Here is a 23,837-nt window from a genome sequence, read left to right on the forward strand (position 1 = left end):
GCGTTCCTCAAGCTGGGCGCGGGAATACCGTGAAGGTTGCCATTCGGCCATGCCATTAGAGTATCAGGCTGTATTTACGCCGTGATCAATAAACGCCGGAACCTGTCGAGTAACCGCGCCTCTGACCGGGGCGCGGCTTTTTATTGCTTGCCATTCAGAAACAGCGGGCGCACCCGAACAAATTCGCGACGCTGAACGTGAGCTGTGGCATCATCGGCGAAATGAAAATCAGTCTTCGTCACAGTCTGACCTGCCACCTCCCGGAGCGTCTTGCATGACCGCGCCAAAAGCCGTCCGTCCCCCGTCGGCGGGCGGTCCCTCAATTTTCCTGTGGTTGCTGGGGGCTGTTGCCGCCTTCCTGGCGCTGTTCTTCGTGATCACCTTCGTCCTGCGGCTGATGCCCGATCCGATTGGCCCGCGCGCCGATCTGTTTGTGGAGGGCGCGCGGATGACCCTGCAACTCACTGTGGTCAGCGGGTTGATCGGCCTGGTGATCGGCATGATCGCGGGCATCCAAAAGACGAGCGCCAACGCCTGGGTGCGCGCGCCCGCAAACTTTTTTATCTGGCTGGTGCGCGGCACGCCGCTGCTGGTGCAGATCCTGTTCGTGTACAACGCGCTGCCGGGCATTCTGGCCGCCATCGGCATTCAACTCCAGCTCAATGAATTCTGGTCCGCCGTGATCGCCCTGTCGCTGAACGTCGGGGCTTACAACGCGGAGGTGATCCGCGCCGGAATTCTGGCGATTCCACCCGGTCAGGGCGAGGCGGCCCGCAGTCTGGGCCTCAGCGGCGGGCAGACCATGACCACCGTGGTCTTGCCACAGGCCTTGCGAATCGTGGTGCCGCCACTGGTCAACAACGTCGTTGCGCTGCTCAAGGATTCCTCGCTGGCGTCCAGCATCGCCCTGCTGGAACTGACCCTGGCCGGGTCGCGGGTCAGTTCCGAGAGCTTCCAGCCCATCCCGGTGCTGACCACCGTGGCCGTGGTGTACCTGGCCCTGACCACCGTGCTGACGCTGTTCACCGATCAGTTGGAGCGGCGGACTAAGATCGCGAGCCGGTGAAGCTGGAGTGCGGCACAAGTCTCACGGGCCGTCTCATACGGACTGCGATTGAAAGGTGTTGGAAACACCTGGAAATTCGAGCGAAGCGAGCAGGAGAAAAACGGGTTCCGGACGTGAAGTGGATGAGTCGGCGCTTTCCCGACTCATGCACGAAACAAACGGAATCCGTATCACAAATCAATAAAAAGGGCCACCTCCAATCATGGAGATGGCTCTTTTCCTTTCTGTCTTTCAGAAGTGGCCAGCAGGCAACGCTTGACCCGCGCCCCGACTCTTTCCCTCAGTCCCGCCGGGGTGGCCGTCCCCCACGGTCCCCACCCGCACGCAGCGGACGCGCCTCGCGCGGGGCGATCTTGCCTTCCAGTTCGGGGCGGACCAGGTCGATCTTGCCCCGGTCATCCACGCCCACGATCTTGACGCGCAGCCTATCGCCCACGTTCATCACGTCTTCCACGGCGTTGACGCGCTCCTCGGACATCTGCGAGATGTGCAGCATGCCGTCCTGGCCGGGATACAGGTTGATAAACGCTCCGAACGGCGTGGTCTTGACCACCATGCCGTCGAACTCCTCACCGGTCTTGGCCTCGCGGGTGATGCTCATGATGCGGTCGCGCACCGCTTCCGCCGACGCGGATTCTGCGCTGAAGACGCGTACGGTGCCGTCCTCCTCCACCGTGATCTGCGCGCCCATCGCCTCCAGCTCGCGGATCTGCTTGCCGCCGGGGCCAATCACCTTGCCGATCAGCTCGGGGTTGATCTTGAGGGAAATGATGCGCGGCGCGGTGGGCGACAGTTCCGGGCGCGGGGCGGCCAGCACCTCGGCCATCTTGCCCAGGATGTGCAGGCGTCCATCGCGGGCCTGCGCCAACGCCTCGCGCATGATCTGCGGGGTGATGCCGCCGACCTTGATGTCCATTTGCAGGGCCGTGACGCCCTCGGCAGTGCCGCAGACCTTGAAGTCCATATCGCCCAGCGCGTCTTCCAGGCCCAGGATGTCGGTCAGGACGCGGTATTTATCGCCCTCCATCACCAGACCCATCGCTACACCCGCTACAGGCGCTTTAATTGGCACGCCCGCGTCCATCAATGCCAGCACCCCGGCGCAGACCGTCGCCATTGAAGATGAGCCATTGGATTCCAGCACCTCGCCCACGATGCGGATCACGTAGGGGAATTCCTCGAAGGGGGGCAACACGGCGCGGATGGCCCGCTTGGCGAGGTTGCCGTGACCGATCTCGCGGCGCGACTGCCCGCCCATGCGCTTGACCTCACCCGTGCTGTACGGCGGGAAATTGTAGTGCAGCATGAACTTGTCGCCGGTCTCGGCGCTCAGGTCATCCACCAGAATCTCGTCGCGCTCGGTGCCCAGGGTCGCCACGCCCAGCACCTGCGTCTCGCCGCGTGTGAAGATGGCGCTGCCGTGCGCGCGGGGCAGAGGCCGCGCCTCGATCCAGATGGGGCGCACCGTCTTAGAGTCGCGGCCATCGGCGCGCAGATCGTCTTCCAGGATCAGGCGGCGCAACTCCTGTTTTTCCACCTTGTTGAAGACGTTTTTCAGGGCCGTGATGCGCTCCTTGGCTCCCTCGGCGTCGGGGTCCGGCTCGTAGCCCGCGATAATGCCGTCTCGCAGGACCTTTGTGCGGGCGCTGCGGTCCTTTTTCTTGACGGTCAGCAGCGCATCCTTGAGTCCATTGGCCCGCGCCTTTTCCGCAATTTCGGGGACCAGATCGGTGGTCAGATCGGTGTCTTCCAGGAAGTTGAACTTCTCCTGGCCCATTTCCCCCCGCATGGTCTCGATCAGCGAGATCACGCCCTGCATCTCGGCGTGGGCGAACTCGATGGCCCCCACCAGATCGTCCTCGCTGGCGTTGTGCGCCCCGGCCTCCACCATCATCACGGCGTCCTTGGTTCCGGCCACCACCAGATCCATGCTGCTATGGCCCAGTTGCTCCACGGTGGGGTTGATGACGTACTGGCCGCCCACCTGGCCAACCCGCACGCAGGCGGTCGGTCCTGCCCACGGGATATCGCTCAGGCTCAGGGCTGCCGAAGCGCCCACCGGCCCCAGCACGTCCGGCGCGTTCTGGCCGTCGGCACTGATGACCGTGATGATCACCTGGGTTTCGTGGCGGTAGGTCTTGGGAAACAGCGGGCGAATCTGGCGGTCTGTAATTCGTGCGCCCAAGATGGCCTTCTCGCCGGGGCGGCCCTCGCGGCGGTGGAAAGAGCCGGGAATCTTGCCCACGGCGTAGTGACGTTCCTCGAATTCTACCGTCAGGGGCAGGAAATCCAGCGTACTCTTGTCGTCCCTGGCCTGGGCGGTGACCAGCAGCATGGTATCGCCGTAGCGCAGGGTCACGCTGCCGCTGACCAGCTTGGCAAGTTTTCCGGTCTCGATGCTCAGCTCGCGCCCGCCGAGCATGGTGGTGTAGGTTTTTCCAATCATGAGCGGCAGTCTATCCCGCCTGCTCATCTCCAGAGAGAGGGCTGGCCCGCTCTGGGGTCCAGGCCGCCATAAAAAGCAGAGATGCCAGTGGAGGTCACGCTGAACCCGGCGGGCAGCATCTGCTCGATGCCCCAAAACGGCTGTTCCGTGCCGGACAGCGGAGCCGCGCCCCGGCCCGAGACCACGCACCGACCGGGACGGTGCCCGGCCAGCATGACGCTGGAAAGCCATTTGAGGTCAGGCACATTGTCCAGGGGAGGTTGCGTGACGGAGGTCAATCGCATACACAGGCACCAGCCTGCTGACTTCCAGCGGTACGACGACGCCGCCCGTTTGACAAAGCAGGATGGCTCAACTCTATCCAGGAAGGGGGCCAGAACCTCGCCTTCAACGCGTGGCCAGTCCCCAGCTCTGAAGATGGCATGGACTCCTGTTCTGGGGATGAATGCGCCGTCCGGTGCGCCGCTTCTGCCAAGCCATTCCCAGGCATTGCCTCATCAGATGGCCCGCGCCTTTGGCGAATCTCCGGATTCCCTTAAGCGAACCTCCTGTGTACACCGTGTGAGTGAAGCTCTTAACAGTGCTGGGGCGGCGTTCAAGCTTATGTTCACCTCCCATGACCACTCATCCCTCTCGTCCCATGCGTGCCCGCAGCCTGGCCGACAAACGGCAGCGGCGGGCCGATATCCTGAGCGCCGCCGAGCACTTGTGGACCACCACCCCCTACGCGGACCTGAGCATGAATCAGGTCGCCAGCGTGGCCCAGCTTGCCAAGGGCACGCTGTACCTGTATTTCGGCACCAAGGAAGAACTGTTCCTGGCGCTGGTCGACAGCCATCTGAATGCCTGGATCGACCGCGCCGCCGCACTGTTGGAAGAACGCGGCCCCCACACGCCGTCACAACTGGCCGACGTCCTGCTGGAGGCCGGACAGGAGTCCCGGTCGCTGCGCCGCCTGCTGGTGCTGCTGGGCACTGTGCTGGAACGCCGGGTCCGCCCGGAACTGCTCCAGGAATTTCACCACAACCTGACCGCGCGCCTGGAGCGCCTGCTGACGCTGATGCCGTTGGACCGCGAAGTGTCCGAACGGGTTTTGAAGCATGTGTACGCCCTGTCTATCGGCTGGCAGCATCTGGCAGAGGAGCCGGACGGACGGCCCCGCAGCGCGCAGGGTGACTCGGCCCTGGGCTTGAATGAATGGGGCCTGATCGGCTCTGTCAGCGGCATGCGCGAGGGTGCCGGGGAAGAGTTTGAGCTGGCGCTGCGCGCCGTGATCGAGCGCCTGGCCCGCGTGCCCACTCCCGCCTGAGCCAGCTCGGCGTCTGCCCGGCCCACAACCTAGATCAGGATTGCCACGCTTACCTCTGAATGTGGGGGGGAGTTTGTCTTTTGCCCGCTGGGATGGGTGCTGGCCGGCGGGCGTGGTGACGCCATCCGCGTCCTCCAACCGCAATCTCTGTCACTCCTCTCGCGGTGCTCCCGGGGCCGCTGGAACTGGAACGGCGTGCGTCCCGCTTTCCTGGGCGGTCCGGCGTGGGTGGACGCCGTTTGCCCCGGTCGTCCCGGCCCCGGGCCTGAGGAGCTGGGCGGCGTTTATGATGGGGAACCATGAGACGCAATTTTTTTTTAATCGGCGCAGCCCTGACGCTGTCCTCGTGCAGCATGATGTCCAAGACCGCCGAGCCGGTGACGGTGACGGTGGTGGGCCTCAACGACTTTCACGGCAACCTGGAGGCCACCAACTTCAGCGGCGTGATGATCCCCGATCCGGCGGACCCCAGCAAGCAGATTCGCCTGAAGGCCGGGGGCATCGAGGCCATCGGCGGTTACCTGGACCAGGAGCGCGCCAAGAATCCCAACCTGATCTTCGTGGGGGCGGGCGACGTGATCGGGGCCTCGCCCATTACCAGCAGCCTGCTGCGCGACGAACCCAGCACCATCGCCATGACCAAACTGGGTATGAAGTTCAGCTCGCTGGGCAACCACGAATTCGATCAGGGCCTCAAGGAACTGCTGCGGATGCAGAACGGTGGCTGCGACAGCAATGACATAGCCAAAGCCTGCAAGTTCGAGAACCCCTACCCCGGCGCGGGCTTCAAGTGGTTGGGCGCGAACGTGGTGGACAAGACCACGCAGAAGCCCGTGTTCGAGCCATATGCCGTGCAGGAAGTCGGCGGCGCGAAGATCGGCTTTATCGGCGCGGTTCTTCAGGGAACGCCGGACATCGTCAGCCCCGACGGCATCAAGACGCTGGACTTTCTGGATGAGGCCAGCAGCATCAACAAGTATGTCCCTGAACTGCGCAAGCAGGGCGTGGACGCCATCGTCGTGCTGATCCACCAGGGCGGCGTGGCCAAGGACGGCTTCTCGGAGCCAGCCTGCGGCACCCTGACCGGCCCCATCGTGGACATCGTGAACAAGCTGGACCCGTCCATTAAAGCGGTGGTCAGCGGGCATACCCACCAGGGCTACAACTGCCTGGTGGGGGGCCGCGTGGTCATCCAGGGCGACTACTACGGCCACCTGCTGCAACGCCTGGACCTGACGGTGGACAAGGCCAACCACAAGCTGCTCTCGGTGAGTGCGGCCAACGTGGTGGTGGACACCCGCACATTGCCCAGGGACCCGGCCATGACCGCCATCCTGACCCGCGCCAAGGAACTGACCGACGCCGTGAAGGCGACGCCGGTGGGCACATTGGCGGCCCCCAGCATCAGCCGGACCACCAACGCGGCGGGCGAGAGCGCGCTGGGCGACGTGATCGCCGACTCGCAACTGGCTGCCACCGCCGACCAGGGGGCCGTGATCGCCTTCATGAACCCCGGCGGCATCCGCGCGGACCTGACCGCCAGCGCGGCGGGCAACACCGCCAACTTCGGCGACGTGTTCACGGTGCAGCCCTTCGGCAACTCGATGGTGGTCCTGGACCTGACCGGTGCGCAGATCAAGACCCTGCTGGAGCAGCAGTTCGACAACCCGCAGGAGGGCGGCACCCGCATCCTTCAGGTCAGCAAGGGCTTTTCCTACAGCTATGACTCCACCGCCGCCAAGAGCAGCCGGGTGGACGCCGCCAGCATCAAACTGAACGGCGCGGCCCTGGACCCCGCCAAGACCTACCGGGTCACCATGAACGCCTTCCTGGCAGGCGGCGGCGATTCCTTTGGAATCTTCAAGGACGGCACCAACGTCTTGCAACTGCCCAACCTGGTGGATGTGGACACCTTCGCCACCTTCCTCAAGGCCAATCCCGGCCTGGCGGGCGGCGCGCAGGACCGCATCACCAAGACGAAGTAGCGCGGGTGATCGGCAGCTTCTGAGCTGTGCTGGAGTCGCAGAAAAACTCGCAAACCTATAACCAGTGCGCCCTCTCCCTGAATTATGGTGGGGGCGCATTCCTGTGCCGGCTGTCTTGACCGTCCCTTTGGAGCGTGAGCGCACCCCCGGCGTATGTACTATCTTCGGCGGTACTGGCCCCGGCGGTACTGGACCGTTCACTCTGGAATCACTTCCAAACGCCCTCATCCTCTCAGGAGGTTTTCAAGTCATGACCCTGCCCCACTCGACACTGGCCCGTTCCAGCGGCGTTCTGCTGCACCCCACCAGCCTGCCCGGCCCCTACGGCATCGGCGAGCTGGGCACCTCCGCGCGCAACTTCATCGACTGGCTCTCGGACGCCGGCCAAAAATACTGGCAGGTCATGCCGCTGGGGCCGACCGGCTACGGCGACAGCCCGTATCAGGCGTTCAGCGCCTTTGCGGGCAACCCGTACCTGATCGACCTGGCCACCCTGCGCGACGAGGGCCTGCTGCACGAGACCGACTTTGCCGCCACGCCGGTCTTTGCCCCGGCCCGGGTGGACTTCGGCCTGCAATACATCTGGCGCAACCAGATGCTGGAGCGCGCCTATATCTCCTTCGTGGGCGGTTATGGCGAACACCTGACCCCGGATTTCGAGGCGTTCAAGACCGAAGAAGTGAGCTGGCTGGACGACTACGCGCTGTTCACGGCCCTGAAAGCCGCGCACGGCGGACTGCCCTGGAACGCCTGGCAGCCTGCCGTGCGGGAGCGTCAGCCGGAGGCGCTGGAGCTGGCCCGCAGCGACCTGAACGTGACCATCGAGCGCACCAAATTCATCCAATTCCTGTTCTTCCGGCAGTGGGACGCCGTCCGCGCCTACGCCCGCGAGCGCGGCATCGAGGTCATCGGCGATATTCCCATCTTCGTGGCGATGGACAGCAGCGACGCCTGGGCCAACCGCGATCTGTTTTATTTCGACGGGCAGGGCCAGCCCACCGTGGTGGCCGGGGTGCCGCCAGACTATTTCTCGGAAACCGGGCAGCTCTGGGGCAACCCGCTGTACGACTGGAAGGTCATGCAAAAAGGCGGCTTCGCGTGGTGGATCGAGCGCTTCAAGGGCAGTCTCAAACTGTTCGATCTGATCCGCATCGACCATTTCCGGGGCTTTGCGGCGTCTTGGGAAATTCCCTTTCCCGCCGAAACCGCCATGCACGGGCGCTGGGTGCCCGCGTTGGGTCAGGAAATGTTCCAGGCCGTGCGCGACGCGCTGGGCGTGCTGCCGATCATCGCCGAGGATCTGGGCGTGATCACCCCCGACGTGGAAAAGCTGCGCGACAATTTCGAGTTTCCTGGCATGGCCGTGTTGCAATTCGCCTTTGGCGGCGGCGACTTCGCGGTCAACGACTTCCTGCCCCACAACCTGCGCGAGAATCAGGTGGTCTACACCGGCACCCACGACAACGACACCACGCGCGGCTGGTGGGTACACGCCGAGGAACTGGAGAAGCACAATTTCCGCGTGTACACGTCCTCGGACCCCAGCGAGACCAGCTTTGTGCCGCAGATGATGCGCCTGGCCTTTGGGAGCCGCGCCAATCTGGCCGTGGTTCCCCTGCAAGACGTGTTTAATCTGGGCAGCGAAGACCGCATGAACCTGCCCGGCACCACCGGAAATCACAACTGGACCTGGCGTTACCACGCGGGCGATCTGCATCCCGATCTGGCGGCGAATTTGCGCGCCCTGACGGCGGAAACTGGGCGACTGGGGAATTAGATGGGAATGGGGGAGAGGTGGCCTTCTCCCTTCACATCACAATTAAACCTTCCGAAGACCTCTCCTCCAGGGGTCTTTTTTGCCGTTCCCACACCCCACCGCCCCTAAACCCACTACCCTGGAACTTATGAAGCTCTACACCAAGACAGGCGACGGCGGCACCACTGGCCTTTACGGCGCGGACCGCGTGAGCAAGACGCACCCGCGCGTGGAGGCTTACGGCACCGTGGACGAACTGAACAGCGCCGTGGGTCTGGCCCGCGCCCACAACACCCGCAGCCACAAGCCCGACGCCGCGCTGGACGCCGATCTGGAATACCTGCAAAACGCGCTGTTCGATCTGGGCGCGGACCTTGCCACCCGGCCCGGCACCGTGTACGAGAAGAAGGTCAGCCGAATTGATGCTGAGGACGCCGTTTATCTGGAAGCGATGATCGACCGCTACCAGGAGGCCGCGCCGCCCTTTACCGGCTTCGTCCATCCTGGCGGCACGCCCGCTGCCGCCGCACTGCATGTGGCCCGCACCGTGGCCCGCCGCGCCGAACGCGAGGTGATTCGCCTGCTGGAAGTGGAAGAGGCCAACAAGGAAGTGCAGATCTACCTCAACCGCCTCTCGGACCTGCTGTTCGTGATGGCGCGGGCGGCGAACCAGGCGGCAGGCATCGAGGAACACGCCTGGCTGGTCAAGGGACGGCGCTAGGGGCGTCAACGTTCCTGCCCCCTCTCCCCTCGTGAAGGAGGGCTGGGGAGGGGGCCACCGGGCCGGCGGCAACCTCCGCGAGATGGTGGCCAGCCCCTCACCTCTGATCCGCGTCGCGTGCAATTCAGCACAGACAGAAACGCACCGTCTGTTCTTTCAGGCCACGCAACGCGCGTTTCTTGCTTTTCATTCCAGTCGGATTCAAGTCAGGCCTTTAACCACAATCCATATGATCGCCGAGTTTTTCCTCGACCACCCGCGCAATTTCCCGCGCTCCCGCCTCCGCCCCGTGCATGGTCAGGCCGCCGTAGCCCAGCAGCAGGGCGTTCGGCACGGCTCCAGTAAAGGTATAGGTGTCCAGTGTAGAGACGTAAACGCCGCGCCGCGCGAGTTCGGCGGCCACGTCCTGCGCGTCCAGCGGTGGCGACAGGAACAGGCAGACATGCAGCCCGGCCTCGATGCCGCCCAGCGTGGCGCGCGGCGCAAGCGGTTGCAGCAGGCGTGTCAGTACCGTCCGCACCCCGGCATGCCAGCGGCGCGTGCGGCGGATATGGCGGTCCACCTCGCCCGTTTTCAACAGGTGCAGCAGCGCGTGCTGGACGGGCAGCGGGTGGCCCGAATCCAGCAGCGTGCGGGCGCGGATCAGCGTGGGCATCAGCGCGGGCGGACCGATCAGAAATCCCGTTCGCAGCCCCGGCGTCAGCACCTTGGACAGCGTGCCGAGGTAGAGAACGCGGTTGCTCTGTTTGTTCCCCTGGGGGTCCAGACTCGCCAGCGTAGGCAGGGGCGGCGCACCGTAGCGGAATTCGCCGTCGTAATCGTCTTCCACTATCAGCGCGTCGTGCTTCGCGGCCCACTCCAGCAGGGCCAGGCGGCGCGGCACACTCATGCGCCCGCCGAGGGGAAAGCCGTGGCTGGGCGTCACGTAGGCCAGCCGGGCGGGCGGCGTCTCGGGTGTGATGACCGGCCCATCCCCGTCCTGTTCCAGCGGCACCAGAACGTGTCCGGCGTCCACAATCGCCTGTCGCGCGGCGCGGTAGCCGGTGGCCTCGAACAGCACGGCAGAGGCGGGGGGCAGCAGATGCAGGATCAGGTTCAGCCCCTGGAGGCTGCCTGCCGTGACCAGCACCCGCGCCGGGTCAGCACTCAGCCCGCGTGAGCGCGCCACGAACGCCGCCAGCGCGGCACGTAATTCTGGTTCTCCCGCCGGATCGCCGTAGTCGCCTGCCACCTCTGCCCGCGCCGCCGCCGCCCAGGCCTGCCGCCACGCCCGCGTGTTCAGCGTGACCGTCGTGGCCACGCCTGCCCGGAAGTGAATGCCTCCTGGCCGCATGGGGTCGTCCACCGGGGCGACCTGCGGGGCCACGAACCAGCCGGGCGCTCCGCCACCTGTGTTCCTTACCTGCGCCGCTCCTGCGGCCACGCGCGTTCCCCGGCCCACCGTCGCCTCCAGCGTACCGTCGGCCACCAGTTCGGCATAGGCGTCGGCCACCACGCCGCGCGTGACGCCCAGTTCTGCGGCCAGTGTGCGCGAACCGGGGAGGAGTAGACCAGCGGGCAACGCGCCGGACAGCGCCGCTCCTCGGAGCGCGTCGGCCAGTTGCGTGTGCAGGGGCCTTTGTTCATCCCGGTCAAGCGTGAGGGCCAGTGGCAGGTCGCCCAGAAGTGGACTGCGCTCTTTGGCCTGAAGTGGAGCTTTGCGGGGGGCCACCATCCGGCTAGTCTACGGCCATGAACGTGCAGAAGGGACATGACCTCCAGGCCACCAATCCGCATGGCGTGACACTGGGCGAGGCCAGGGATCAGCTTGGATTGCCCGGCGCTCTGGCCTTTGCCGAGGTTTTCCGGCGCGGCACATTGCGCGCCGAGTTGTACGCCCCGCGCGGCCATGATCCGCAAACGCCCCACCTTCAGGATGAGGTCCATGTCGTCGCCACCGGCAATGGCACGTATCTGTGTGAGGATCAGCGCCGCCCCTTCGGCCCCGGCGATTTTCTCTTCGTGGCTGCGGGGCAGGACCACCGTTTTGAAGACTTCAGCGGGGATTTCGCGGTCTGGGTGATCTTCTACGGCCCGGAAGGCGGCGAACAACCGGGGAGCAGAACCGTGCTGGGGCAGACCCACGGGGAAGGGGCGTGAGCATCCGTAGACTTGACGGCCCCGACGCCGCTCTGGCCCTGCCTGCCCTGCGTGAATTGCGCCCAAACTCTCTTGCTCTGAAGGATGAGGCGTCTCTTGCCCGCCATCTGGCCGCCACCCGCGCCGAGGGTTACCGTCTGGCGGGCGCATTCGAGGACGGACGCACCGAGGCTGCCGCCGCCGCTGGATACCGCGTGATGGAGCTGCTGGCGTATGGACGAATTGTGTATCTGGATGACCTGTCCACGCTGCCGGACGCGCGGGGCAAAGGCCATGCCCGCGCCCTGCTGGAGTGGCTGGACGCCGAGGCCGTGCGCCTGGGCTGCGTGGCCCTGCACCTGGATTCTGGCGTGGGCGCGGCCCGTTTTACCGCCCACCGCCAGTACCTCAAGCACGGCATGAACATCACCTCACATCACTTTGCCAAAAATTTGGACAGCGCCAGGGAGTTGAAGTGACCGATTTCTACAATCCCCAGAGCCGTGACCCCAGCGTCAGCCGCCGCCCGCACAATCGCCGCGACGCCGCCTGGATACGCGAGTTGCTGGCCCGCGTTAACATCGGACGGGTGGCCACCGTGTGGCAATCGGAAGACGGGTTTCCCTTCCCGTTCATCACCACGCTGGCCTTCGCCTACCGCCCAGGGACGCACGACGTCGTGTACCACACCAACATCACCGGGCGGCTGTGGGCGAACGTGGGGCAGGGTCACCCGGCCACCTTTGAGGCCACCGAGATCGGCTGTCTGCTTCCCAGCAACAATCCACTGGAATTGAGCGTGCAATACCGCAGCGTCGTGGCGTTCGGCACGGCCCGTCTCCTGACAGAGCGGGAGGAGGCCCGCGCCGCGCTGACTGTGCTGTCCGAACGGCTCTTTCCCGACTTGAGAATCGGACAGCAGACCCGGCCCATTCTGGACGCCGATCTGGCGCGCACCAGTGTTTACTCGCTGGCGGTGACGCGCTGGAGCGGCAAGGAAAACTGGCCGCCCATGACCGATCAGACGGAAGACTGGCCCGCGCTGACGCCGGAGCTGGCCCGCCTGCGTCCCGCCGTTCCCGGTCCCGCTAGGATCAAGGTGTGACCCGTCAGGACGCCTTTCAACTGTTTGTGCTCTCCGCCGTGTGGGGCATCTCGTTCCTGCTGATCAAGTGGGGGGGCGAGGTCTTCCCGCCGCTGTGGGTGGCGCTGCTGCGGTGCGTGTCTGGCGCGGCGGTGCTGTGGCTGGCGCTGCGGCTGGGCCACCACACGCTGCCGCCCGCGCAGTTGTGGAGACCGCTGCTGCTGGTGGCTTTCTTTAACAACGTGGTGCCGTGGACGTTTTTCGCGTGGGGGGAGCAGAGCGTGTCCAGCAACATCGCCGCCATCCTGAACGCCACCACGCCGCTGTTCACGCTGATGATCAGCCTGGGTGTGCGCGAGATCGCCCCCGGCAGCCGCGTGATTGTGGGCGTGCTGCTGGGCCTGGGCGGCGTGGGCCTGACCGTCTTCGGTGGCCTGAGCGGCGGCCACGCCTCCGTGCTGGGCGTGGGCGTGCTGACGGCAGCGGGGCTGGGCTACGCGCTGGCCACCGTCGTTGCCAAACGCACGCTGGGCGGCCTGAATCCGGTGGGGCTGGCGACAACTCAACTGTCGTTGGCGGGCTTGTTGCTGCTGCCCGCCGCCCTGCTCGGCCCCGCGCCCTCCGCGCTCACCTCTCAGGCCGTGTTTGCCATGCTGTTCCTGGGGGTGTTCGGCAGCGGTTTTGCCTACCTGCTGTATTACGGCCTGCTCGCGCGCATTTCCAGCACGCAAGTGACGGCGGTCACGTATCTGCTGCCCGTCTGGGGGCTGTTCTGGGGCGCGGTGGCGGGGGAGCGGGTAGGCGTCCTCTCGGTGGTCGGCGTAGGCGTGATCCTGTCCGGTCTGGCGTCGCTCAATGTGCGGCCCAGACGCGCCCGTCAGTCCGCGCCTGGCTGATCCACGCCGCCCGCTGCCCGGCCCAGCCCGGTAGGCTGGACACCTCACCGCCTTTCCCGCGCACGACGCCTACACTGAGGGCAAACGGAGGACTGTATGACTGCAATTCCTGAAAGCAAGACCCAGAGCAAGTGGCTGGACGCCGAACTCAAGTACGACAGCGGCGTGTACAACAAGCACGAGGTCGTGATGGTACGCGGCCTGGGCGCAACTGTGTGGGACGAGAACGGGCGCTCGTACATCGACTGCGTGGCGGGTTACGGCGTCGCCAACATCGGCCACAGCCACCCGGACGTGGTCAGGGCCATTCAGGAGCAGGCGGGCAAGCTGATGATCATGCCCCAGAGCGTCCCCAACGACAAGCGCGCCGAGTTCTTACAGGAACTGGTGGGCGTCCTCCCGGCGGGCCTGGACCGCGTGTTCCTGTGCAACTCCGGCACCGAGGCGGTGGAGGCGGCCAAGAAATTCGCCATCACCGGCACGGGCCGCAAGAGATTCGTGAGCATGAAGCGCGGCTTTTCCGGGCGCAGCCTGGGCGCGCTGGCCCTGACCTGGGAACCCAAATACCGCGAACCCTTCGGTGAGGCGGTGGACAGCAAGAACGTGGACTTCGTGACCTACGGCAATGTCGAGGAACTGCGCGCCGCCGTGACCGATCAGACCGCAGCCGTGATCCTGGAACCCGTGCAGGGCGAGGGCGGCGTGCGCCCCGGCACCATGGAATTCATGCAGGAGGCCCGCCGGATTACCAAAGAAAAGGGCGCGCTGCTGATTATGGATGAGATCCAGACCGGTTTTTGCCGCACCGGCAAGATGTTCGCCACCGAGCACTTCGGCATCACCCCCGACGGCATGACGCTGGCCAAGGCGATGGCCGGCGGCGTCCCCATCGGCGCGTTCGTGATGACGGCGGAGGTGGCGGACCGCATGCCCGCAGGCGGCCACGGCACCACCTTCGGCGGCAACCCGCTGAGCATGGCCGCCGGACTGGCCGCCATCCGCGCCATGAAGCGCGAGGGCATGGCCGAGCAAGCCCGCGAGAAGGGCACGTATTTCATGGACCGCCTGCGCGCCATTGACTCCCCTAAAATCCGCGAAGTACGCGGCATGGGCCTGATGATCGGCGTGGAACTTAAGGAAAAGAGCGCGCCGTACATCACCGCCCTGGAACACGACGAGGGCGTGATGGCCCTGCAAGCCACGCCGCTGGTGGTCCGTTTCCTGCCGCCGATCACCATTACCAAAGAGCAGATCGATGGGGTGGTGGACGCCTTCGAGCGCGTGCTGAACGGCGTCAACCCCCGTGCCGAGCGTCAGGCGCAACTGGCCGCGCAGGCGGAGGAAAAACAGAGCGAGTAGTTTTTTTCAACCGGGGCCGGAGTCGGGGCTGCGGACTGGCCCCCAGCCCCGTTTTTGCTGTCCGATACAGGCGAACATGGCCCGGAAAACACCGCCGTGGGCGTGGCAGAGTGTGAAAATCCTCCACACCCCCCACGGCGCATTTCCTTACACTGGGACGGTGAAGTTCTGGTTGATGGGTGTTTCGGCGGTGGCGCTGCTGGGCGGGGCGCTGGCGATGGGTGTGGCGGCCAATGCCGATGACCGGCTCGCGCCGGGCCTGAGCGTGGCGGGCGTGGACGTGGGCGGCCTGACCCGTGCGCAGGCGCTGGCCGCCATCGGTGAGCGAACCGCCGCCACCCCACAGGTGACGGTCAGGGCCGGGAACCAGAGCTGGACCCTGGGGGCCGATCAACTCGGCTGGTACGCCGACGCCGAGACCAGCGTGGCCGCCGCCGCGAGGGCCACTGCCGCGCGGACCTTTCTGGAGCGCGTCAAAGGCGTGATCGGCCAGCAGCAGCAGCAGAGCTTTGCGCTGGTCGCCGCCGTCGATCCTGCCGCCGCCGAGGCAGCTCTGGCTACCCTGACGGCCCGCCTGAACACGCAGCCCAGGAACGCAACGGTGGCCTTCAACAAGCAGACCCTGAAGTATGCCGTGACGGCCAGGGACGCGCTGGGCCGCGAGTACAATGCCGCCGCCGCTGCCAGCACCTATGTCGCCGCGCCCACCGCCACCAGCATCCAGATTCCGGTCAGGGAGTTGAAGGCCCGGTACACCGCCGATGTCCTCCAGAAGTACGTGGACCAGGGCAACGCGTTGATGCGGCCCTTCGGCGCGACGCTGGCTGGGACGGCGCGCAAGGGCCTGCTGACCCCGCTGCAAGTGGCCAACCTGTACTGGGTCAGACCGCAGGGCATCGTCGCGGACGAGGCGGCCATCAAGCGCGCCTTCGTTCTGCTGACGGAGTTCATCGATCAGCCTGCGCAGAACGCCCGCTTCGCCTTCAAGGGTGACACACCGGTCAAGGTGCGCGAGCAGGCCGGGCGCGTGACCCAGAATGCGGCGTATACGGCCTTCCGGGCCACGGTGCTGGACTCGTCCACGTCCAGCATGACGTTCCTGTCCAAGTCGGTGGCCCCCACCCTGAGCGCCGCACAGCTGCCCGACGCCAGCAAGCTCACGCTGATCCACACGGGTGTCAGCAGCTATTTCCACAGCAGCCCCGAGCGCCGCACCAACGTCGCCAACGCCGCCGCGAAGATCAACGGCGCGGTGGTTCTGGCCGACGGCACCTTCAGCTTTCTGGAGAATCTGGGCGGCATCACGGCGGGCAACGGATTCGTGGGCGGGCTGATCATTAGCGGCGGGCGCACGGTGGGCGGCCTGGGCGGCGGCGTATGTCAGGTCAGCACCACCACCTTCCGCGCGCTGTACGGGGCCGGGCTGCCGGTTCTGGAGCGCAACCAGCACAGCTACCGCGTCGGCTATTACGAGCCGCAGGTGGGCTACGAGGCCGCCGTTTACGATCCGGGCCTGGACCTCAAGTTCGGCAATGACACCGGCGGACCGCTGCTGATCAAGACCATCAACAACGACGCCAAGAGCACCCTGGAAGTGCAGCTCTGGGGCATCCCGCAGGGGCGCACCGTGACCGTTGGCCCTGCCGTGATTCTGGGCCGCACCGCGCATCCCGCCCCCAAGTACGTGGTCAACCCGAAGATGCGCCCCGGCACCACCCGGCAGGTGGACTGGGCGGCGGACGGATATGACCTGTACATCACCCGCACCATCGAGGACGCCAGCGGTGTGCGGAGCGACAAGACCAGCACGACGTACAAGCCGTGGCAGGCGGTATACGAGGTGGGGCCGAGCTGAGCCGGGACAGAAAAGGAAGCGTGGGCCGAAGGTTGTTCTTCAGCCCACGTTTCCGTTGAAGGGGCTTATACGGACTCCGATTGGAAGGTGTTGGAAACACCTGGAAATCCGAGCGGGCGTCCAAGCGTCCTCATGGGCGCTGCTCTGGACAAGACAGCGAGCAGGAGAAAAACGGGTTCCGGACGTGGAGTGGATGAATCGGCGCTGTCCCGGTTCATACACGAAACAAACGGAATCCGTATTATTTGACCGGCTTGCGGACGGCGGCCATGATCAGCGAGAAGGCGGCGATCACGAACAGGTAGCTGAGCAGCGAGGCCGCCGGGCTGAAGTTAGGGTTCAGCACGTCCAGCGAGAACTTGTAGATGGCGAAGGGCACGGCCCAGCCCATCGCAAAGTAGGCGGCCCGGCGCAGGTAGTCCGGCGCGGCGGCGGCCTGCGGAAAGTAGAACATGGGCACCAGCATGGCCGGAATCAGCAGCAACTGGACCAGATAGAACCAGATGGGCAACTGGTCAAAACCGTACTCGAAGCCTCCAAAAACGATATTCAGCGCGCCGATGACCAGGCCCGTGATCAGGGCGGTGCGGGGAAGGAAAGATGGATTCACACCCCCCATGCTGCCACAGCGGGCGGGCGGCAACTGTCCGGCGGTTCAGGTCAATGCCCGTTGAGCGGTCAAAATGTCCTGACGTCTCAACTCGACTTTGCCCGTTGCAGGACTCGGGCTACTTCACATCCCGCGTCTGACAGGCGCTCGAAGACCCGGCGAGGTGCTACTTGCCGCATCATGGATGGACCGGAACTCGGTAAAGTCGGCTCAAGTCGGACTGAACCACCCCACCCATTTGACCGGTTCAAAGGGTCACCGGGGACGTCGGGTGGACATGACGGGGTGCACGCTGCCCCTCATCGCCCTGGCAGTCTGGGCCGCCTACAATTGGGGAGCAAGCGCAACTCAGCCTCATCTCAGTTCATCCCCAAAGGAGCGTCAACCATGAAACTCAACTATTCAGGCCAGGAACAGGTCCGGGCCGCGCCCGCCGTGGTGTGGGCCTTTGTGCAGGACCCGGAACGGGTGGCGCGCTGCCTGCCCGATGTGCAGGACGTGGTGGTCCAGGACGCCACGCACATGGAGGCCACCGTGCAGGTGGGCGTGGGCATGGTGCGCGGCAAGTTCAAGTTCAAGATCGAGGTTTTGCCCGACCAGTCGGCGGGCCGCGTGAACGTCAACGTGCGCGGCGGCGGGCTGGGCAGCCTGGTGGACCTGACGGCTGGGGCGGATGTGGTGGACAACAATGACGGGACCACCACCCTGGATTGGACCGGCGAGGCTAACATGCGCGGCCCGGTGGCCTCGGTGGGCGGGCGGATGCTGGACGCACAGGCCAAGAAGCTGATCGAGAAAACGTTTGCGAACATGGGAACGGCCATGAGCGCGGCGGGCGGAACGCTGGCCTAGAGCAGTGCTGCGAATGACGTCACCCGAAGTCTGTCTGTCTGGTGACGTCATTCCCCGTCCTGCTCAGCGAAAGGCACACGCGCCGCTCAGTCTGAAAGATGATTTCTGTTTGAGCTTTATCCGGGACGGGATGACCGCGTGTAAAGCGCAGTCAATCGGTGTCCGTCAACGCCGCCCGTTCCTGCTCCAGCAACTGCACGGCGGTCAGGGTTCCGTGTGGTGACACGGACAGCACGCGGCGTTCGGCCAGGGTCCACAGTGCGCGGTGAACGGCCATCTCCGCCTCGGCGCTGCCGCTGGGGGCCAGACGGTCCAAAAGCGTGGTGTAGCGCAGCGGTCCCAACTCTGCCGCGCCGCCTGCCCAGACGGTGGCCCCGGCTACCAGCGTCAGGACGCGGCGCTGCTCTGGGGTTTCGGCGCGGTCCAGCAGTTCCTGGCGGGCCTGGACGCGGCGAATCCGGGCGTCGCGTTCGCGGCGGCGCTGTTCGAGCAGGGCCGCCACCTCACCGGACGTGTCCTCGCCCCGGCGGGCGCGGGCGTCACCGATCAGGCGCTCCAGATTGCGGTCCGCGCCCTCACCCACGCGGCTCCGCACCGCCTCGGCGCGGTCACGGAGCAGCCCGGCAGCGCCCTGCACGCGCGGGTCGTTCAAAGCGCTGGCGGCGGCGCGGCGGGCGGCGTCACGCAGGCCCCCTTCCTCGGACTTCGAATGTTCGGCCTTCGGACCGGGTTCGCGCAGCGCTCTGGTCACGCGGAGCAGGGTTTTAAAGTTGGGGCGGCGGGTCATGCGTCCTCCTGGGGGCAGGGGAGAGGGAAAGAGACGGCATCTTTCCCTTATAGCGGAAGGAGGCGTGAGAGAACGTCAGCCGAAAGTGAATGTGATGTCCGTTCCATCAAACGTCTCAGCGCAGGAAAGCTGTCCCTGGCGCATTCTGCCCGCAGCGCAACTTCGTTAAAACTGTCCAAACTATTGCTGAACCCCATTCGAACTCAGTCTTGATGGACAGAGCGGCATTCACGGCACCGATCCGGGTTCGGTTCCGCCGTCCACATACACCAGCTCGCCGATCAGCCGCCGTGCCAGCACCTCGAAAGCTGCCTGCCGCGCGTCATCCCCTGCTGCGCCCAGCACGAGCCGGAGTTCCCCGGCGATGGCAGGTGCCCTGGTCCCCAGATCGTCCAGCCAGCGCTCGCGTTTCACGTCCCACCACCCGTGGACAGCGTACAGGGGCCGCACCACCAGCGGTCCAAGCGCCGCCATGACGGTGAGCGCATGGACCGGCGTATGCAGGCTGGCGCGGGCGTCCATCACGGTGTCGGTCAGCATGAAGCGGATGAATTCGCTGACAGGTTTGGACGTGGGACCGGCGGCGTAACGGGCCTGCGCCTCGGCTTTCAGCGCGTCCAGATCGGGATGGGCTAACACGGCGCAGCCCTGCGCGAACATGGTGATCGTCGCCGCGTCCTCGTCCGCAAACATGGCGCGGAGCTTGCGGACTGGATTGTGGAACACTTCCACCGGGACACCGTCCACCACGAAATTGCTGCGCCAGCGGTGATCGCCCGTCACCAAAGCGTGAATATCCAGATCGCTGTAGGCGTTGGCCTCCCCGCGCGCCGCCGAACCGCACCATAGCGCGGCGTAGACAACCGGCGTGGCGGCGATACGTTCCAAGGCGTCAGGTAGGGCAGCTTCGAGGCGGGCCTGATACGGATTGTCGACAGCCTTCACCCGTAGATTTTAGGACAGCGCAGACTGCCTGGCCCCGTTCAACTGCTCGTCTTGAACGTCGTTCTGCCACTCCAGCCGCAACCCTTGCGCGGTCAGCCAGTGGTTCAGGGTATACCCGGCGTGGGCCAGCCCCAGAACGGTGCGGTGCGTGACCTCGGTGGCCTGCTGCAACTCCTCGGAGGTGATGAAACCCACCTCCCAGGCGGCCAGCAGCTCGTCGGTGTCGGCGATTGCCGCGCCCAGGCCGTCGTGCAGCACGATGTCCAGATACAGGTCGCGCACCGTCCAGACGCCGCCCTCACGGCTGATCTGTGCCACGTCGATGTAATAGTCGTGTTCGCGCCGCCCGTGAAATGCGTAGCGGCAGACCACCAGATGCTGCGCGGGCAGCAGGTGCGCCTGCCAGTGGCGGATACGCGGGTGTCCAACGAAATCGCGGGCCACATACAGGCCCGCGCCCGTTTCACGGTAGGTTTGCACGGCGCGCACGCCGGTGTTGGTGTGGTGACATCGCGCCCGAACGTCGTGCCTTTCCACTTTGATGGGATGCGCGTCAGCAAGCATGGGACAGCGTACCCGAAATCACGCGCAACTGACCCAGAGGCATCTAGCAACTCCCGCTCAAAGTTCTGGGACGGACCAGCGATTAAATCACGGGCAGCGCGTCCAGCAGCCCGAAGTCATGCGGAACAAAGAGGCTGCCTTCCGTGGTCCCGCCGTCGCTCAGGTCGGAGAGGGTGGCCTCCAGTTTCGCGGCCCCCATCTCGCCATTCAGGAAGGCGCGGTGGGTGCGGATGACCCCGCGCACCGTGTCCGGCGATTCGTGGACAAATTCCAGACGCAGGTCGCGCAGGCCCGCCGCCAGCCAGTCCTCCAGATGCGCGGCGGCGATCTGTGGACGGCCCTCGAACACCGTGTTGCGGCAGCCCACGTCGGCCATCACCGGATGGGTGCGCCCGCGTTCATCGCGCAGGGCGACGCGGTGGGATTCACACGGGTGGCCGCAGTTGGTGTAATCGGTGCCGTCACTCAGGAAGCGGCAGAACACGCAATGCTCGGTGTGAAAGACGGGCAGGTGGCCGTAGGCGATGACCTCCAGCCGCCCCGGCCCCACCAGCCCGGCCAGTTCCGTGATCTGCCGCGCGTTCAGATCATGGGTGGGCGTCAGGCGCGCGAGGCCCAGCTCCAGCAGCGCGCGGGCGGTCAGCACGTTGGCGGCATTCAGGGAGAAATCGCCCGTCAACTCGGTTTCGCCCGAACACTGCAAGCCTTCCAGCAGACCGCCGCTGCGAACCAGAATGCCAGCGTCCAGCGAGAGCAGGAACTTCTGCAAGTTCTGCTCGGTGGGCTTGAGAATGCGCGGACTTGCCACCCGCACGGCAATGCCAGCGGCCTTCACACGTTCCACGCTGGGTTTCAGACCGTACAGCTCCAGATAATCCAGGGTGATGGAATCCGGGTGTTCTGCAATGGCCGCGTCCAGTTGTTCGGGGGTGCGGACGAGGACATGCAGCCGCGATGCTTCTGGCTCCGTTGCTTCTGGCTCCGTCTGCGCCTGCGGAAGAGAGGCGTCGGCGGCGAACCCGCCAAACACCTCCCCAATCCGCCGCGCCGGGGCTGCGGCCCGGAGCTGGGTCAAGCCCTCCACCACTTCCCGCCGCAGGCCATTCAGGGCGCTCACGGGCAAAAAGCCCTCGCCGCTCAGTTCCATGCTCAGGCCACAGAGGTGATACCCGGTGCCGCCCAGCTTGCCCAGTTGCTCCCGCAGATTCGCCTCATCCAGCGCGCGGTTGCGGGCCGGCGACAGCGGTTCGGGGAGCGTGGCGGAAAAGCTGCGGCCTGCCTCATCGGTCAGAGTCAGTTGCGACGGCTGCCCGACGTGCCCCACGAAGTGGGCGGTGACTGGGCGTGTGTACACCGGATCGCCCGCCTCGATCAGCGGTTTGACGCGGGCATTCAGGCCTGGATCGTGGGTGCGCCACACCGGATCGCCCACGCGCACGCGGGAGCCGTCCACCGCGCCGCGCCCGAAACGCAGTTCGTAGACGCCTCCGGCCCGCACATCCTCGGTCTGCTGGCCGTCCTGCCACAGACCGTACAGGAACCCACCCTCCTCGCGGCCCTCGGGCGTGCGCCAGTTGGCGGGATCGAACACCAGACCGTCGCCGGGCTTGAGCGGCTCAGAAAGCTCGGCCAGCACGCCGCGTTCGGTGATGCCGCGCACAGTGCCGACAAGCACGCCCCGGTGCCTCGGCGCACGCCCGCGCACCACCGTCTGGTGGTTGGTCCCGGCCATGAAATGCGGGGCCAGCCCGCGTGAATAGACCTGCTCCAGATCCTGCTCCTGCTGCGGCGTGATGCTCAGTGGCAGCCCCGCCCACGCCTCGTCCACGGCCTGGCGGTAGGCGGCAGTCGTGAGGGCCACGAACTCGGCGTCCTTGTAGCGGCCCTCGATCTTCAGGCAGTTGACGCCGATCCGCACCAGTTCCGGCACCTGGTGCAGCGCGTAGAGGTCCCCCGGCGACAGCAGATAACGGGCGTCACCCAGGTCACGATATTCGCCGTCCACCAGCAGGTCATATGGCAGTCGGCACGCCTGGGCGCACTGGCCCCGGTTGGCGCTGCGGCCACCCCAGGCTTCAGAGGAAAAGCACTGGCCGGAGTAGGACACGCACAGTGCGCCGTGCACAAAGGTTTCCAGCTCCACGTCGGTCTGCGCGGCAATGCGCTCGATGTCCCGCAGGCTCAACTCGCGGCCCAGCACCACGCGGCTGGCCCCAAACCGGCGGGCATGTTCGGCCCCCTCGGCGGAGGTAATGCTCATCTGGGTGCTGCCGTGGATGGGCAGATCCGGGCAGACCTGCTGGGCCAGCCGCGCAACGCCGTGGTCCTGCACGATCAGGGCGTCCACTCCGGCCTCGGCCAGCGCGATCAACTGGCGTTCGGCGTCGCGCAACTCCCGGTTAAAGACCAGCACATTAAAAGTGACAAAACCCTGCACCCCGCGCGCGTGCAGGCCGCCCATAATCTCGGGGAGGGCTTCGATATCGAAGCCGACTTTGGCCCGCGCGTGAAAGCCCGCGCCGTCGCTTCGGCCCTCACCGCGCGCCGGGTTGACACCAAAAAATACGGCGTCGGCCCCGGCCTCCACCGCTGCCTTCAGTTGGGGAAAGCCTCCCACTGGACTCATCACTTCGGGCTTGATCCGGGAACGCGGCATAACAGGGCAGTGTAACGGGTGGCGAGGTGGGGATGTGGGTGGAGGGAACAAAGATGTCCGCTGTGCTCCCACGCCAACGCCCTTTATGCTGAGGGTAACCCACCGGCCCGCGCCACTCATTTGCCTTGCCCGCTTGAGCTGCCCCCGCCCCCCGTCCCAACCACGCTTTCAGAGGAATTCTGCCATGTCCGCCGATACCGATCCGCACGCCAATCCTCAACCCACCGCTCCCGCCGAAGCCACCAATGCCACTGATGCCACCGATGCCGAGGTGCTGGAGATCATGCAGTCGGCCTTCGAGGCGGCCCGCAACGGGGACGCCGAATTCCTGAAGACCTGGCTGGAAAAGGGCCTGCCGCCCAACCTGCAAAACACCCGTGGCGACACGTTGCTGATGCTGGCGGCGTACCACAGCCACACCGGGGCCGTCCGCACGCTGCTGGACCACGGCGGCGATCCCGATCTCCTGAACGATCAGGGGCAGACCCCGCTGATGGGTGCGGCGTTCCGGGGCGACCGCGCCACCGCCGAACTGCTGGTAGAGCGCGGCGCGGGCCTGGACGTGGCCGCGCCCGGCGGCAGGACGGCGCTGATGATGGCCGCCATGTTTGGCCGTATGGACATGCTGGACTGGCTGCTGGACCTGGGGGCCGATCCCAGCCTGCGCGACGCGGGTGGAGCCTCTGCCGCAGACGCCGCCCGCGTGATGGGGGCGGCGGATACGGCGGCGCGGCTGGACGGGTTGGTGGCGCGTTGACTAGCCCTCACATTGAAATTTGCCCTACGCGCCCGCTAGACTTCCCGGCATGTTCGCGGCTGCCCTGAACA

21 protein-coding genes are annotated in these 23,837 nt (G+C 65.8%); 13 read left to right on the plus strand and 8 right to left on the minus strand.

Going from position 1 to position 23,837, the window contains the following annotated elements:
• Nucleotides 1–274 precede the first annotated feature (274 nt).
• Nucleotides 275–1,066, plus strand: a complete 792-nt coding sequence (locus Q322_RS0110240; RefSeq protein WP_029477821.1) for an amino acid ABC transporter permease — start codon at nt 275–277, stop codon at nt 1,064–1,066.
• 280 nt (nt 1,067–1,346) lie between these two features.
• Here the strand turns inward: Q322_RS0110240 and pnp are convergent, their stop codons facing one another.
• Both pnp and Q322_RS0110250 read right to left on the minus strand, forming a co-directional pair.
• Nucleotides 1,347–3,512, minus strand: a complete 2,166-nt coding sequence (gene pnp, locus Q322_RS0110245) for a polyribonucleotide nucleotidyltransferase (RefSeq protein WP_029477822.1) — start codon at nt 3,510–3,512, stop codon at nt 1,347–1,349.
• Nucleotides 3,513–3,535: 23 nt separating this feature from the next.
• Nucleotides 3,536–3,796: a hypothetical protein gene (locus tag Q322_RS0110250; RefSeq protein ID WP_029477823.1), complete on the minus strand. Its 261-nt coding sequence runs from the start codon at nt 3,794–3,796 to the stop codon at nt 3,536–3,538.
• Between the two features lie 332 nt (nt 3,797–4,128).
• Here Q322_RS0110250 and Q322_RS0110255 point away from each other — a divergent pair, with 332 nt between their 5' ends.
• The 4 genes from Q322_RS0110255 to Q322_RS0110270 all read left to right on the plus strand — a co-directional run bounded on the left by Q322_RS0110255 (nt 4,129) and on the right by Q322_RS0110270 (nt 9,283).
• A complete protein-coding gene (locus Q322_RS0110255; RefSeq protein WP_029477824.1) occupies nt 4,129–4,821 on the plus strand; it encodes a TetR/AcrR family transcriptional regulator in 693 nt (230 codons plus the stop codon).
• A gap of 299 nt (nt 4,822–5,120) precedes the next feature.
• On the plus strand, nt 5,121–6,806 hold the full coding sequence (locus tag Q322_RS0110260; protein ID WP_029477825.1) for a bifunctional metallophosphatase/5'-nucleotidase: 1,686 nt from the start codon (nt 5,121–5,123) through the stop codon (nt 6,804–6,806).
• Nucleotides 6,807–7,056: 250 nt separating this feature from the next.
• A complete protein-coding gene (gene malQ / locus Q322_RS0110265; RefSeq protein WP_029477826.1) occupies nt 7,057–8,583 on the plus strand; it encodes a 4-alpha-glucanotransferase in 1,527 nt (508 codons plus the stop codon).
• Between the two features lie 127 nt (nt 8,584–8,710).
• Nucleotides 8,711–9,283, plus strand: a complete 573-nt coding sequence (locus Q322_RS0110270) for a cob(I)yrinic acid a,c-diamide adenosyltransferase (RefSeq protein WP_029477827.1) — start codon at nt 8,711–8,713, stop codon at nt 9,281–9,283.
• A gap of 214 nt (nt 9,284–9,497) precedes the next feature.
• On the opposite strand, the gene pdxR is transcribed toward Q322_RS0110270, so the two are convergent.
• Nucleotides 9,498–10,997 (minus strand): MocR-like pyridoxine biosynthesis transcription factor PdxR, encoded by a 1,500-nt coding sequence (gene pdxR, locus Q322_RS0110275; RefSeq protein WP_051668425.1) that lies wholly within the window; start codon nt 10,995–10,997, stop codon nt 9,498–9,500.
• 17 nt (nt 10,998–11,014) lie between these two features.
• On the opposite strand from pdxR, the gene Q322_RS0110280 reads away from it, so the two are divergent.
• From Q322_RS0110280 to Q322_RS0110305, 6 genes are all read left to right on the plus strand, one after another.
• Nucleotides 11,015–11,422 (plus strand): cupin domain-containing protein, encoded by a 408-nt coding sequence (locus tag Q322_RS0110280; RefSeq protein WP_051668426.1) that lies wholly within the window; start codon nt 11,015–11,017, stop codon nt 11,420–11,422.
• Entirely contained in the window at nt 11,419–11,880 is a 462-nt protein-coding gene (locus tag Q322_RS0110285) for a GNAT family N-acetyltransferase (RefSeq protein WP_029477830.1), read from the plus strand. The genes Q322_RS0110280 and Q322_RS0110285 overlap by 4 nt, the downstream gene beginning before the upstream one ends.
• On the plus strand, nt 11,877–12,506 hold the full coding sequence (locus Q322_RS0110290) for a pyridoxamine 5'-phosphate oxidase family protein (protein WP_034418254.1): 630 nt from the start codon (nt 11,877–11,879) through the stop codon (nt 12,504–12,506). Before Q322_RS0110285 ends, Q322_RS0110290 begins: the two co-directional genes overlap by 4 nt.
• Nucleotides 12,503–13,381, plus strand: a complete 879-nt coding sequence (locus tag Q322_RS0110295; RefSeq protein WP_029477832.1) for a DMT family transporter — start codon at nt 12,503–12,505, stop codon at nt 13,379–13,381. The genes Q322_RS0110290 and Q322_RS0110295 overlap by 4 nt, the downstream gene beginning before the upstream one ends.
• 96 nt (nt 13,382–13,477) lie before the next feature.
• Nucleotides 13,478–14,740 (plus strand): aspartate aminotransferase family protein, encoded by a 1,263-nt coding sequence (locus tag Q322_RS0110300; protein ID WP_029477833.1) that lies wholly within the window; start codon nt 13,478–13,480, stop codon nt 14,738–14,740.
• Between the two features lie 160 nt (nt 14,741–14,900).
• A complete protein-coding gene (locus Q322_RS0110305) occupies nt 14,901–16,595 on the plus strand; it encodes a VanW family protein (RefSeq protein ID WP_029477834.1) in 1,695 nt (564 codons plus the stop codon).
• Between the two features lie 241 nt (nt 16,596–16,836).
• On the opposite strand, the gene Q322_RS0110310 is transcribed toward Q322_RS0110305, so the two are convergent.
• Nucleotides 16,837–17,205, minus strand: a complete 369-nt coding sequence (locus Q322_RS0110310) for a hypothetical protein (protein WP_029477835.1) — start codon at nt 17,203–17,205, stop codon at nt 16,837–16,839.
• Nucleotides 17,206–17,592: 387 nt separating this feature from the next.
• On the opposite strand from Q322_RS0110310, the gene Q322_RS0110315 reads away from it, so the two are divergent.
• Nucleotides 17,593–18,057 carry an SRPBCC family protein gene (locus tag Q322_RS0110315; protein ID WP_029477836.1) on the plus strand — a complete coding sequence of 155 codons (465 nt, stop codon included), beginning with the start codon at nt 17,593–17,595 and terminating at the stop codon, nt 18,055–18,057.
• Between the two features lie 151 nt (nt 18,058–18,208).
• On the opposite strand, the gene Q322_RS0110320 is transcribed toward Q322_RS0110315, so the two are convergent.
• The 4 genes from Q322_RS0110320 to Q322_RS0110335 form a co-directional block, all read right to left on the minus strand.
• On the minus strand, nt 18,209–18,844 hold the full coding sequence (locus tag Q322_RS0110320; protein WP_051668427.1) for a hypothetical protein: 636 nt from the start codon (nt 18,842–18,844) through the stop codon (nt 18,209–18,211).
• A 228-nt stretch (nt 18,845–19,072) separates the two neighbouring features.
• Entirely contained in the window at nt 19,073–19,789 is a 717-nt protein-coding gene (locus tag Q322_RS24530) for a hypothetical protein (RefSeq protein WP_245593214.1), read from the minus strand.
• Nucleotides 19,790–19,798: 9 nt separating this feature from the next.
• Nucleotides 19,799–20,353 (minus strand): DUF402 domain-containing protein, encoded by a 555-nt coding sequence (locus Q322_RS0110330; protein WP_029477839.1) that lies wholly within the window; start codon nt 20,351–20,353, stop codon nt 19,799–19,801.
• An 82-nt stretch (nt 20,354–20,435) separates the two neighbouring features.
• Nucleotides 20,436–23,009 (minus strand): U32 family peptidase, encoded by a 2,574-nt coding sequence (locus Q322_RS0110335; protein ID WP_029477840.1) that lies wholly within the window; start codon nt 23,007–23,009, stop codon nt 20,436–20,438.
• A gap of 184 nt (nt 23,010–23,193) precedes the next feature.
• On the opposite strand from Q322_RS0110335, the gene Q322_RS20875 reads away from it, so the two are divergent.
• Nucleotides 23,194–23,766, plus strand: a complete 573-nt coding sequence (locus Q322_RS20875; protein WP_084147927.1) for an ankyrin repeat domain-containing protein — start codon at nt 23,194–23,196, stop codon at nt 23,764–23,766.
• Nucleotides 23,767–23,837 lie beyond the last annotated feature (71 nt).

This window comes from Deinococcus frigens DSM 12807 (assembly GCF_000701425.1).
GTDB lineage: Bacteria > Deinococcota > Deinococci > Deinococcales > Deinococcaceae > Deinococcus > Deinococcus frigens.